The following is a 12,388-nucleotide window of genomic DNA, read 5'->3' on the forward strand; positions in this document are numbered from 1 at the left end:
TCAGGCGTCCGGGCGGCCGGACACCTCACCGGCCAGCGCCTCGATGTCCGCTGCGGTCGTCCGGTCCGGGTCGCCCACGGTCATCCGGGAGGTTCCGGCGGGCAGCCCGCGGGCCGTCTGGGCGTGCTTGATCCGGCCGATGCTGGGGCCGAGGAGACCGACCGTGCGGTCCACCAGGTCCTGGAGCGCGACGAGCCGGGCCGGGTCGGTGGTGTCGTCGCGCAGCGCCGCGGCCAGGTCGAGGAAGGGTTCGGGGAAGGCGGCCGAGCAGCCGGAGACCACCCCGGCGCCACCGGCGGCCAGGACGTCGGCGAGCCGCTGGTCGTTGCCCGAGTAGACCTCGAACTCCTCGGGGAGTTCGGCGCGGTAGGCGGCCACCTCGGTGGAGGGGGTTCCGCTCAGCTTGACGCCGGCCAGCCCGCACGAGGCGGCCAGCTTGCCGAATTCCACCGGGTCGACCGTCAGGCCGCTGCGCTCGGGGAAGAGGTACGCGTACAGCTGGGCGTCCGGGGCGGCGAGCCGGATGCGACTGAAGTACGCCTCCAGCTCGTCCGCGTTCGCGGGCAGGTAGTACGGGGTGAGCGCGGCGATGCGGCGGGCACCGGCCGCCACGGCCGCCCGGGTGAGCCGGACGGCGGTGTGGGCGTCGGCGGCGCCGATGTGTGCGATCACGCCGTCGGAACCCGCCTCCTGCAACGCGGTCTCGATCAGCAGCAGCCGTTCGCCCTCGCTCAGCGCGGGGAACTCTCCGGTGGTTCCGGCCACGAGCAGCTGTCCGGTGGTGCGGGCGGCAAAGCCGTACTGGGCGCGTGCCGCGTCCAGGTCGAGATCGCCACTCGGGGTGAACGGCGTGGTGAGCGCGGTGACGACGGTGCGCTGACGGTCCATGTGCGTGACTCCTCACTCGGAAAACCGTTATCCGTTTTCGGTTAACCGTTGACAGCGATCGTAACCGTGGCGAAAACTCATGCCACTCCCCAGGGCCCCACCACATCACTCCAGGAGCCGCATGTGATGTCCGAACATCTCGTGACCCTGTACCACCTGAACGATCTCGGCGCCGACGAGCTACGTCGGCTGCTGCCCGGCCACCCCGATCTGCGCATCACCGAGATCGGGCCGGACGAGGACCCGCAGGACCACCGGGACGCGCTCGCCGACGCGACGATCGTCCTCGCCCCGCTGGAGAAGGAGCGCCGCATCACCGCGGAGCTGCTCGACGGGATGCGGCGCTGCCGCCTCGTGCAGTCGGTGGCCGTCGGCTTCGACGGCGTCGACCACCTCGCCGCCGCCGAGCGCTCCATACCGGTCGCGAACCTGCCCGGCTTCAACACCGACGCCGTGGCCGACTGGACGGTCGGCGCACTGCTCTCCCTCCTGCGCCGGTACGCGGCGGGTCACGCGAAGATCGACGGAGGTGGCTGGGGACCCGAGGGGCTGCGGGGGCGCGAGCTGTCCGCGCTCACCGTCGGCATCGCCGGGTTCGGCAGCATCGGCCGCGCCGTCGCGCGCCGCCTCGACGGTTTCGGAAGCGACGTCCTGGTGCACGACCCGGTGCCTTCCGAGCCGGACCGTACGTATGTGGGCCTGGAGGACCTCGCCTCCCGCTCCGATGTGCTCACCCTGCACATGCCGCTGAACGAGGCCACCCGTGGTGTCGTCGGCGATGCCCTGCTGTCCCGGATGCCCCGGGGCAGTTATGTCCTCAACGCCGGACGTGGCGGTGTCCTGGACGAGGACGCGCTGGTCAAGGCCCTGGATTCGGGGCAGCTGGCGGGCGCCGCGCTCGATGTGTTCGCCGAGGAGCCGCTGCCCGCGGACTCCCCGCTGCGCGGCCGCTCCGATGTGCTGCTCACCCCGCACACCGCCGGGGTCACGGTCGAGGCGTACCACGCGATCCGGGCACGGCTCGTCGAGAGCGTGGACCGGGTGCTGTCGGGCGAGGCCCCGCGGAACGTGGTCAACGGCGTCAGCGGCGTCCGGCCACCGGCGGGGGTGTGAGGGCGATGGCTCTCGGCAAGACCTCCGCGCAGGCCCCGGTCGCCGCTCCGAAGAGACACGGCGGACGCGTGGGCAAGGTCCGTTTCGTCGTCCTCGGGCTGCTGTTCGCGGGCATCACGATCAACTACATCGACCGCGCCACGCTCAGTGTCGCGCTGCCGCACATCACCGATGACCTCGGCCTGTCCGACAGCGTCGGCGGACTGCTGCTGTCGGCGTTCTTCTGGACGTACGCCTTCGGCCAGATGCCCGGCGGCTGGCTCGCCGACAAGGTCGGTCCGCGCATCATGCTCGCGGTCGCGAGCCTGTGGTGGGGGCTGGCCACCGCGGCCATGGGCATGGCCCGTGGCGTGGCATCTCTGGTGGGGCTGCGCGCCCTGCTCGGCCTCGGTGAGGCACCCAGCTTCCCCTCCAGCGCCAAGGTGGTCTCGCGCTGGTTCCCGGCCTCCGAGCGCAGCTTCGCCTCGGCGACCTTCAACAACGGCAACGCGGTCGGCGGCGCCCTGTCCATCCCGCTGGTCACGCTGGTGGTCACCGGCCTCGGCTGGCGCTGGGCGTTCGCCATCGCGGGCGGCCTCGGTGTGCTGTGGGCGCTGGGCTGGTGGCTCTACTACCGCGACCCGAAGGAGCACCGGGGCCTCGGCGCCGCGGAGCGGGAGTACATCGAGTCGGGGCAGGAGAAGGAGACGGCCGAGGAGGCCGCGGCGAGCGCCCGGATCGGCTGGCGGGACCTGTTCCGCTTCCGGATGATCTGGGCGATGATGCTCGGCTTCTTCTGCGTCAACTTCGTCGCGTACTTCTTCATCACCTGGTTCCCGACCTACCTGGTGGACGAATACCACCTCGACGCCCTGTCGTTCGGGTTCCTCGGCATGATTCCCGGCATCGCGTCCATGCTGGGCGGCTGGTCCGGCGGGCTGTTCTCCGACTGGCTGGTGCGGCGCGGCACCGAGCGTACGAAGGCGCGGAAGATCCCGCTGGTCGGCGGGCTGCTGGGCACGTCGGTGATCGCACTCGCGGTCATCTCGCCGGGCGTCGGCACGGCGCTGACCGCGCTGTCCGTCTCCTACTTCTGCTCGACCTTCGCGGCGGCGAGCGTCTGGGCGCTGCCCGCCGACGTGGCCCCGACGGCCGCACACGTCGGCTCGATCGCCGGGATCCAGAACACGGCGGCCAACATCGCGGGCATCCTCTCCCCGCTGCTGCTCGGCGTGCTCAAGGGCATCACCCACTCGTTCATGCTGCCCCTGACGCTGGCGGGGTGTGTGGCCCTGCTCGGTGCCGCCACCTACGCGTTCCTGCTGCCGAAGGTCGAGCGGCTGAAGATGGCGGGGTGACAAGGGAGTCGGAGTGACGGGTCCGGGGAGCCCCCGCCGCGCCGGGAGTCGGCGCGGCGGGGGCCCGGACCGGTCAGCGGTCGTTTTCCTGAAGGAGCGAGCGCACCATGCGGCACGTGGTGTTGGACGGCGGGTGCACGCCGATCCGGACCGCGGTGGCCCGTATCTTGCGGTTGCGCGCCTGCTCGGGGCGGTACACCCCGGAGTTGAGCAGGGCGATGGCCAGGCGCATGGCCTTCAGCCGGCGGTTGTGGGTCTCGTACCACTCACGCGGACGCCCGGCGGGCATGCGCTTCTTCGGCAGGGTCGCAAAGCTCGGCAGGTCCGGAAGAGGGGTAGCGGCAGTGGCCATCGGCATCCTCCTGGGATGGTCGGTGACGCTCTCTTTCAATGCCTCCATTCTACGGTGGGGCACTGACAAAGCAGCCTGGTCAGGCGCCAGATGACCGGGATTCGACGGGCGTTGCGGGAGGGGTCTCGCGGTACGGTTGCGCCATGGAGATCTGGATCAATCCGGCGTGCTCGAAGTGCCGCAGCGCGCTCAGTCTGCTCGACGCGGAGGGCGCCGGGTACACCGTCCGCCGCTACCTGGAGGACGTACCGAGTCAGGACGAGATCCGGGGCGTACTGGCCCGGCTCGGGCTCGAACCGTGGGACATCACCCGGACGCAGGAGGCCGCGGCGAAGGAGCTGGGGCTGAAGGACTGGCCGCGCGACGAGGGCGCGCGCGACCGCTGGATCGCGGCGCTCGCCGAACACCCCAAGCTGATCCAGCGGCCGATCATCACCGCCGACGACGGTTCCGCGGTGGTGGGACGTACGGAGGAGGCGGTGCGGGAGGCGCTGTCGCGCTCCACGGACTGACTCCCGTACGCACGCAACGTCGGGCCCCGGCCCCCGTGCCGAGCACGGGGACCGGGGCCCATGGCCATGGGGTCCGCCGCGTCAGCGGCCCCGGCCGGTGGTCGGGGCCGGACGCAGCAGGAAGCGCTGCGTCTTGCCGCTGGAGGTCTTCGGCAGCTCGTCCACGAAGTGGATCTGCCGCGGGTACGCGTGCTTGGCGAACTTGTCCCGGACGACCTGCTGGAGCTCGGCGGCGAGCGCCTCGCCCGGCTGGGCCCCGGGGCCCAGGACGACGAAGGCCTCGATGACCTCGCCGTACTCGTCGTCGGGGATGCCCACCGCGGCGGCCTCCGCCACGGCCCGATGCTGCTGGAGCACGCTCTCCACCTCGAAGGGGCCGATGCGGTAGCCCGCCATCAGGATGACGTCGTCGCCGCGCCCGGAGAAGAACAGATCGCCCTCCTCGTCCTGCGCCGCGGTGTCGCCGGTGTAGAACCACCGCCCGTCGGGGCTGAACTTCTCGGCCGTACGCTCCGGGGAGCCCAGGTACCCCTTGAACCACATCAGCGGGCTGTTCGCGATGTCGATCGCCACCCGGCCGGGGACGCCCGTCGCCGCCTCGGCGGAGTTGGTGTCCTCGCGCAGGATCTTCACGCTCCAGCCGGGCAGCGGGCGCCCCATGGAGCCGGTCTTGAGGTCGGTGCGCAGCTCCGCATGCCAGGCGTGGGCGATGACCATGCCGGTCTCGGTCAGGCCGTAGTGGTCGCGTACGGGGATGCCGAGGGCGTCCTGCGCCCAGTCGACCACGTCCGGGGGCAGCGGTTCACCGGCCGCGGAGCAGCAGCGCAGCCGCAGGTCGTCGGGGGCGCCACCGGAAGCGCGCAGCTTGCGGTAGACGGTGGGCCCGGCGGCGAAGTTGGTGACGCCGAAGCGGGACAGCACGTCCCAGGTGCCCTCGGCGGAGAACAGGCTGTTCAGCAGCAGGCTGCGGCGGCCGAGGGCGAGCGGCGCGATGATGGCGTAGTACAGGCCGTACGCCCACCCCGGGTCGGCCGCGTTCCAGAACACGTCGGTGGGCTGGTGGTCCAGGCTGAACTCCTGGTACATCACGAAGCCCGCCACGGCGCTCAGCGGGATCGGCACGGCCTTCGGGGAGCCCGCGGTGCCGGAGGTGAACAGCTCCACGATGGGGGCGTCGCCGCCCACCGCCACCGGCTCGGGCTGCGGTGCGTGCGACTTCAGCAGCTCGGAGAAGGCGAGGTCGGTGCCGGTGACCGGGCCGGTCGTGATGATCTGCCAGGGCCGCTCGCCGGGGAAACCGGCCTCGGGGTCCAGTTTCGGGCGCTGGTCGGCGTCCGTGACCACCGCCTTGGTGCCGTTGCCGATGGTGCGCAGCGCGATGGCCGGCGGGGCGAACGCGGTGAACAGCGGCACCTGGACGGCCCCGAGCCGCCAGATGGCGAGGGACGCGATGAGCAGTTCGGCGGACTTGCCCATCAGGGTGGCGACCCGGTCACCGGCGCCGACCCCGAGGGCGGCCAGGGCACTTGCCATGCGCGACGAGCGGTCGCGGAGCTCAGCGAACGTCATGTCATGGCTGGTCAGGTCCTTGCTCACCAAGGTGAACGCCACGGCGTCGGACGGATGCCGGTCGCACAGCAGATACGCGGTGCACGCCGCTGGCTCACCGAAGGTCTTGAGCAGGTCAGCCATGCGCTGTTCTGGGCTGGTCAAGAGGGCTCCTTGGACTGGTTTCCACACGTCGCGCCATCCGGGAGGTCGGCGGCAGCCTTCCCGTTGGCCTGTACACGCTATCGCGCTTTCCGATGTGCTCCGCAGCCGTGTGCGGGTGGGATTCCGGCTCGTCAACGGCTCGTCACCGCGGTGACGTACTCCCGGTTTCCGGGGCGGAAGCCCCAACGGCACTCTGGCGTCACCTCGACCCCCGGCTTACCGTGGCAGCCGTAGTCCTCCCGTGCGCACGGCTGGTCATGTCTGAGCAAAACTTCCGGACAAGAGGTGAGCCTTGTTCCTCCGTCGAAGACGCGTCCGCCGATTAACGGTCGTCGCCACGCTTCTCGCCGCCCTGGCCGCCGTCGCAGCCGGGCCCGCGGGGGCCGCACCCGACCGTACGCCGAGCGCCCGGCCGCCCCTCGTCGACCCGATCGACCCCCAGCGCTGGCGCAACCCCGACGACATGACGTGGGCCGACTACCGTGCGGTCCCCGGCACCCGCTGGGCCGACCCGGACGTCGAGCCCACCCAGCGCACCTTCAAGGGCGCGCTGGTGCTCCTCGACTATCCGGACGAGGAGTTCACGGTCAGCCGACCCGCGGGGTCGACCCTGTTCGGCAACCCGCAGCCGTCCGCCTCCGGCATACCGCGCGACCGTCTGCCCCAGTTCTACGAGGACTTCCTCAACAAGCCCGGCGCGCTCAACAACGGTCACACCATCAACGAGTACTGGATGGAGGACTCCGGTGGCCGCATCGGCGTCGACCTGACGGCCTTCGGTGTGTACCGCATGCCCGCGAAGTCCTACCAGTACGGGGTGGAGGACTCCATGAACCCCGGCGCCTGTCCGGCCGGGGACACCTGCGACATGGACATCCGGGCCGACGGGAAGGCGGCCTGGACAGCCGACGTGGGTGGCGATGAGACCAAGAAGTTCGACTTCGTCTTCTATCTCACGGCCGGGCAGGACGAGTCGTCCACCTGGCAGGAGTTCGGCCAGATGAAGTTCGCCGACCGGCAGGACGTACCGGCCATGTGGGGCCCGCCCGTGTCCGCCGGCAGCAACGCGGCGGCGACCCGCTACGTACCGTGGACGTCGTGGCAGGCCGCGGCCCGTATCTGGCCCAACGCCACGGACGGCTCGTCCCTCCAGACCGAGAGCTCCGGCATGGCTGTGTACGCCCATGAGCTCAGCCACATCCTGGGCATAGGCGACAACTACAACAACCCCTACGGCACTCCCCTCAGCCGCTCCTACACCGGCATCTGGGGCATGCTCTCCCGCGGCTCGTTCAACGGCCCCGGCGGCCCGCACACCCGGTGGCAGATACCCGCCACCGCGGGCGGTTCGATGGGCGCGCAGCATGTGCTGCGCGACAAGCTGAAGCTGGGCATCGTGGACGAGAAGAACGTCCTGCGCCTGGACCGGGACGCGCTGGCGGACTCCGGAATGGCCGTCGCCCGCGTCACGGCGCGTTCCGCGCCACCGGGCGAGAAGGGGCTCGCGGGCGTCAACATCACCCTGGGCAGCGATCGCTCGCCGGCCTGCGACCGGAAGACCGACCCCCTGTGCGACGGCGGCGGCTACGACAACTACACCGTCGAGGTCGTGGACCGCATGGGCATGGACTCGTTCACCCCGGACAACGGAGTGCTGATCAGCAAGACCAAGAACAAGGACCAGGCCCCGTTCGCCTGGGTGATCGACGCCCACCCCGAGGACATCGACATGGTGGACTTCCCAAGCCCCGACGGCAGCACGCAGAAGATCACCATGGGCGACTACCGGCAGCTCAGCGATGCGCTCTTCCACGCCGGGGCCGACTCCGGCAGCCAGTACGAGTACATCGACAAGGCCAACCGGCTGCACTTCTACGTCCTCGACCTGAAGCGCGACCGGTCCGGTGTGCTCTCGTACACCATCGCCGTCAAGTCCCTGGACGGCTCCGGGCCGCAGCGGCGCGGCGTCGACCTGGACCGTGGCGTGGCGAAGGGCCACCCCTCGAAGGGCCGCGCCCTGTGCACCTTCGACCTCGCCAACACCGGCCGCGCCGGAAACTCCGGGGCCCATCTGGACTCCGATGTCTACCGGCTGTCGGCCACGGCCACCGGCCGGGGCTGGTCCGCGTGGCTGCCCAACCAGCTCGCCACCGCGAAGGCAGGCACCTCGGTCGACGTGGGCGTGGCCGTGACCGCGAAGGACGGGGCCGACCGGCACGGCAAGGTCGTCCTCACCGCCCGCTCCGAGAGCGACCCGCGCAAGACGGCCAAGGCCACGTGCGCGCTGCGCACACGGTGAGTACGGCACCATGAGGGCGGCCCGCCGGGAAACCGGCGGGCCGCTCCCGTTCCGTCACACACGCCCCGTCAGTCGGATGCGCTACCGTCAGTCGGAGGCAGCGGCACGCGGAGGGAGTCCGGCTCACAGCCGTGCGTCCCCGCGACGATCCGCGCCGCGCCCATGGTGAGCGGCACCAGGCTCTGCTGGTCCACCTTGTCGGGGGTGTCCCTCGGGTCGAAGATGTACATCGGGGTCGTGATCAGCTGCACCAGCGGCACACCCGTGTAGTAGAAGTACGCGCCGTCGGTGGCCGGGTTCGGCGCGAAGGCGGTCGGCGACAGGATCCACGAGCGGCGCAGGTCCTCGGCCGCGATCGAATCGGCCACCAGCCGCTCCAGCGCGGGCGCCTGGGTGGTGAACCACCAGCGCACCTCCGGATCGTCGGTGGGCACGACCTCGCCGTCGACCACGATGGCCTGGCGCGCGGCGTGTTCCAGATGCATTTCGAGCACGACCTGCGGAAACAACTCCGGATGCGCCGCGATGAACGCCTGGGTGCCCGCGGCCCCGGCCATGTGGCCCGACGTCAGCAGGAACAGCATGTTGTGCGGGCGCAGCTCCTGCGGCACCGACGCCCAGAACCTGGCCTGCGCCAGGACGAGCGCCACCCCGGACGCGTCCTCCACCGCCGAGGCCCACGGTCCGTCATGGTGTGACCCGACGATCACCCAGTGGTCCGAGGCGCCGGGCAGGGTGCCCACCACATTGTGGGTGGTCTCCTCGGTGATGGTGGCATCGGAGATGATCCGCCCCTCGCACGCGCCGGAGGCCATCAGCTCACGGACCCGCTCGCCGTCGCTCCCGCTCAGCCAGATCCCCGGGATCGAGCGCAGCTCGGCGTCATAGGGCCAGTAGAAGTCGCTGGTCTCCCAGGGCACACCGGTGAGCAGCCCGACGTACGCGGTCGCCCCGTCCTTGATGGCGATATCGAAGTCCAGCACATGCGGAAGGTCGAACGGCACGGTCTGGACGAGGTCGGGGAAGACGCCCTCGGGGTCGTAGGCATCGGTGGCCCGGGCCTGCACCTCCGTCTGCGGCAGCTGGGTGAAGCCGATCTCCTGGACGGCGATGCCACCGCCCACCTCCCCGTCCTCCATCCGCACCAGCCGCCCCTCGGTGCCCTCGGTGGGGGTGGTGTACGGCAGGGCGAGTCCGGTGAAGCGGGTGACCTCGCCGGGGCGGCCGACGGGCCAGATCTCGAAGGCGGCGGACCGTGGCCGCCAGATCGGCGTGTCCAGCGGTTCCAGCCGGACGTCCTCGAGCCCCGTTTCGCGGAACTGCTCGGCGGCCCACTCCTCGGTCCAGCTGTCGGCGGAATAACCCGCCCGGCGAATGCCTTGGCTGACGATCAGTTCGATCCAGCCCATCATCTCCTTCGAGGTGGGTGCCCGATCGACGTACTTCTCCAGCGCCGGCCAGCCGCTCATCGCCATCCTCCTTCGTCCCGACGTCCGGTTCATGCTCGGCGGCCGGTCTAAAGCTGGGCTAATGAGGCGCGGTGGCCGGGACGTCTGGGCGCGGTGGCCGGGCCGCCTGGGGCGCGGTGGCCTGGCCGCCTGGCGCGCGAGCCGGGCCGTCGCCACGTACCGCGGGCAAGCCACGCGTTAGAGCACCTTTAGGGACGGCACAAATGATGGTCGCCGTATCCGCTCCGAGGCGTGCCAGGTGGCTCAGCCGCAGGTCAGCGCCCGATCACCTCGATGACCGAATCAATCCGATGCCCACATCAACCCGATGACCGATGGGAGTTGCGTATGCGTACCCGGAAGACCCGGAAGGCAGTGCACACGGGCCTGGTCGCCGTGGGGCTCGTGGCGTTCGCCGTCACTCCGGTGAACGCCGAACCGGACGCCCGGGGCAAGTCGCCGTCTCGCGCCACTCCCGCGAACCCGCTGCCCGCACCGCCCCAGATACGCGCACTGGATTTTCTCCTCGGGTCCTACCGGTGCGAGTACACACCCCCGCCGGGCAGTAAGGCGACGGTGATGCACCTGACGACGAAGCGGGCCATGGGCGGGCATTACTACTACACCGACGCGACCATGGAACCCGGTCATGTGGTCGGCCGGTCGACGTTCGGCTGGGACCCCGTGGGCGACAAGTTCATCGTCCAGTACCACGACAACTGGGGATCCTCCGCGAACTACTCCTCGCCCGGCTGGAAAGACGGCCACCTGGTGTTCAAGGGGCCGCTCAGTCAGGTGGTCACGCCCAGCGCCACCGGAAGGACCGAAGGCGTGAAAATGGACGTGGTGGACGACTATCAGGTGCTCGGTCCAGGACATTTCAAGGACGCCACACGTTTCACCTTCCCCGACGGAAGTACCTTGCGCGGCAGCTACGACTGCCGTCGCCCCTAGTGGTTTTGCCGAGGCCAGCGGGCGGAAGCGGGAGCACCGACACATGGCGAGCAATGAAGAGAAGCTTCTCGACTATCTGAAGCGTGTGACGGCGGACCTCCGCCAGACACAGCGCCGCCTGAAGGATGTCGAGTCGGCCGGGCACGAACCGGTCGCCATCGTGGGAATGTCGTGCCGGTTCCCCGGCGGAGTGCGCTCCCCGGAGGAGCTGTGGGAACTGGTCGCCGCCGAGCGCGACGCCATCACGGAACTGCCCACGGACCGCAACTGGGACCTGGACGGCCTCTTCCACCCCGACCCGGAGCACCCGGGCACCAGCTACTGCCGCGAGGGCGGCTTCCTCGACGACCCCGCGGGATTCGACGCCGCGTTCTTCGGCATCAGCCCGCGCGAGGCCCTGGGCATGGCACCGCAGCAGCGGCTCGCCCTGGAGGCGTCGTGGGAGGCCATCGAGCACGCGGGCATCGATCCGGAATCGCTGCGGTCCAGCCTGACCGGCACCTTCATCGGCTGCGACCACCTCGACTACTGCACGGACGCCTCCCAGGTGCCCGAGGGCTCCGCCGGGTACTTCACCATCGGCAGCTCCGCGAGCGTGGTGTCCGGCCGGGTCGCGTACACCCTGGGCCTGGAGGGGACCGCGGTCACGGTGGACACCGCGTGCTCCTCGGCGCTGGTCGCCATGCATCTCGCCTGCCAGGCGATCCGGCAGGGCGAATGCGATCTGGCGCTCGCCGGTGGAGTCGCCGTGATGTCCTCGACGGCGCCCTTCATCGGCTTCAGCGATCTACGGGGACTCGCCCCGGACGGCAGGTCCAAGGCGTTCTCGGCGAGCAGCGACGGCATGACCCTGTCCGAGGGCGTCGGCGTCCTGCTGCTGGAGCGGCTGTCGGACGCCCGGCGCAACGGCCACCGGGTGCTGGCGGTCATCCGGGGTACGGCGGTCAACCAGGACGGCGCCAGCAACGGGCTGACGGCGCCGAACGGACCGTCCCAGCAGCGGGTGATCCGTCAGGCGCTCGCCAACGCGCGCCTGACGCCGTCCGAGGTGGACGCGGTCGAGGCGCACGGCACCGGTACCACGCTGGGCGACCCGATCGAGGCGCAGGCGTTGCTGGCCACGTACGGACAGGAGCGTCCGGAGGGCCGTCCGCTGTGGCTCGGCTCCATCAAGTCCAACATCGGGCGGCGGGTGCCGCGGGTGTGATCAAGATGGTGATGGCGATGCGGCACGGGCTCCTGCCCGCCTCGCTGCACATCGACGAGCCGACCCCGCATGTGGACTGGAGCGCGGGGCAGCTGCGGCTGCTGACCGAGGCGGCGGATTGGCCGCGGGGTGAGCATCCACGCCGGGCGGGCGTGTCCTCGTTCGGCATCTCGGGTACGAACGCACATCTCATCCTGGAGCAGGCCCCGGACGCGCCGGAGACCATCCCACCGGTCGCCGAGGCGGGCGATGTCGGTGGGGTGGTGCCGTGGGTGGTGTCGGCACGGAGTACGGAGGCGCTGCGCGGCCAGGCGGGCGCACTGCTCGACCGGGTGTCGGCGGACGACGACGCCTCGCCGGTGGAGGTGGGCTGGTCGCTGCTGAAGACCCGCTCGCTCTTCGACCACCGCGCCGTCATCGTTGGCGAGAACCGCGAGGAGCTGGCGGCGGGGTTGCAGGCCCTGGCCACCGGCGCACCGCACCCGGCGGTGGTCTGCCCCGGAGGCGCTGCGAGCGTCTCGGGCCAGACGGTGTTCTTGTTCAGCGGACAGGGCAGCCAACGTCC

At 70.7% G+C, this 12,388-nt stretch carries 9 protein-coding genes and 1 pseudogene; 6 read left to right on the forward strand and 4 right to left on the reverse strand.

What is annotated here, in order from left to right:
- On the reverse strand, positions 1-888 hold the full coding sequence (locus LCH29_RS31970; RefSeq protein WP_446465177.1) for a dihydrodipicolinate synthase family protein: 888 nt from the start codon (positions 886-888) through the stop codon (positions 1-3).
- Between the two features lie 126 nt (positions 889-1,014).
- On the opposite strand from LCH29_RS31970, the gene LCH29_RS31975 reads away from it, so the two are divergent.
- The gene (locus LCH29_RS31975; protein ID WP_446465178.1) at positions 1,015-2,001 is read left to right on the forward strand and encodes a 2-hydroxyacid dehydrogenase; all 987 of its coding nucleotides are present in this window, start codon (positions 1,015-1,017) and stop codon (positions 1,999-2,001) included.
- A 5-nt stretch (positions 2,002-2,006) separates the two neighbouring features.
- Complete coding sequence (locus LCH29_RS31980; protein ID WP_446465179.1) at positions 2,007-3,338, forward strand: MFS transporter; 1,332 nt, start codon at positions 2,007-2,009, stop codon at positions 3,336-3,338.
- Positions 3,339-3,411: 73 nt separating this feature from the next.
- Here LCH29_RS31980 and LCH29_RS31985 read toward each other — a convergent pair whose 3' ends face one another.
- Positions 3,412-3,696 (reverse strand): hypothetical protein, encoded by a 285-nt coding sequence (locus LCH29_RS31985; RefSeq protein WP_446465180.1) that lies wholly within the window; start codon positions 3,694-3,696, stop codon positions 3,412-3,414.
- 137 nt (positions 3,697-3,833) lie between these two features.
- On the opposite strand from LCH29_RS31985, the gene LCH29_RS31990 reads away from it, so the two are divergent.
- Positions 3,834-4,202, forward strand: a complete 369-nt coding sequence (locus tag LCH29_RS31990; RefSeq protein ID WP_179939100.1) for an arsenate reductase family protein — start codon at positions 3,834-3,836, stop codon at positions 4,200-4,202.
- 81 nt (positions 4,203-4,283) lie between these two features.
- Here the strand turns inward: LCH29_RS31990 and LCH29_RS31995 are convergent, their stop codons facing one another.
- Positions 4,284-5,915, reverse strand: a complete 1,632-nt coding sequence (locus tag LCH29_RS31995; protein ID WP_446465181.1) for an AMP-binding protein — start codon at positions 5,913-5,915, stop codon at positions 4,284-4,286.
- Positions 5,916-6,207: 292 nt separating this feature from the next.
- Here LCH29_RS31995 and LCH29_RS32000 point away from each other — a divergent pair, with 292 nt between their 5' ends.
- Positions 6,208-8,214, forward strand: coding sequence for a M6 family metalloprotease domain-containing protein (locus LCH29_RS32000; protein ID WP_446465182.1), 2,007 nt, complete (start codon positions 6,208-6,210; stop codon positions 8,212-8,214).
- Positions 8,215-8,282: 68 nt separating this feature from the next.
- Here LCH29_RS32000 and LCH29_RS32005 read toward each other — a convergent pair whose 3' ends face one another.
- Positions 8,283-9,683: a M28 family metallopeptidase gene (locus LCH29_RS32005; RefSeq protein WP_446465183.1), complete on the reverse strand. Its 1,401-nt coding sequence runs from the start codon at positions 9,681-9,683 to the stop codon at positions 8,283-8,285.
- Between the two features lie 327 nt (positions 9,684-10,010).
- Between LCH29_RS32005 and LCH29_RS32010 the strand changes: the two genes are divergently transcribed.
- The gene (locus LCH29_RS32010; protein WP_446465184.1) at positions 10,011-10,616 is read left to right on the forward strand and encodes a hypothetical protein; all 606 of its coding nucleotides are present in this window, start codon (positions 10,011-10,013) and stop codon (positions 10,614-10,616) included.
- A gap of 43 nt (positions 10,617-10,659) precedes the next feature.
- Positions 10,660-12,388 (forward strand): annotated as a pseudogene (locus tag LCH29_RS32015) (type I polyketide synthase); the annotation flags it as partial.

It is taken from the genome of Streptomyces sp. BRA346 (genome assembly GCF_052851135.1).

Excerpts from the sequence above, each read along its gene's own strand:
- LCH29_RS31970 (WP_446465177.1), bottom strand. The coding sequence starts at position 888 with ATGGACCGTCAGCGCACCGTCGTCACCGCGCTCACCACGCCGTTCACC.
- LCH29_RS31975 (WP_446465178.1), top strand. The coding sequence starts at position 1,015 with ATGTCCGAACATCTCGTGACCCTGTACCACCTGAACGATCTCGGCGCC.
- LCH29_RS31980 (WP_446465179.1), top strand. The coding sequence starts at position 2,007 with ATGGCTCTCGGCAAGACCTCCGCGCAGGCCCCGGTCGCCGCTCCGAAG.
- LCH29_RS31985 (WP_446465180.1), bottom strand. The coding sequence starts at position 3,696 with ATGCCGATGGCCACTGCCGCTACCCCTCTTCCGGACCTGCCGAGCTTT.
- LCH29_RS31990 (WP_179939100.1), top strand. The coding sequence starts at position 3,834 with ATGGAGATCTGGATCAATCCGGCGTGCTCGAAGTGCCGCAGCGCGCTC.
- LCH29_RS32005 (WP_446465183.1), bottom strand. The coding sequence starts at position 9,683 with ATGAGCGGCTGGCCGGCGCTGGAGAAGTACGTCGATCGGGCACCCACC.
- LCH29_RS32010 (WP_446465184.1), top strand. The coding sequence starts at position 10,011 with ATGCGTACCCGGAAGACCCGGAAGGCAGTGCACACGGGCCTGGTCGCC.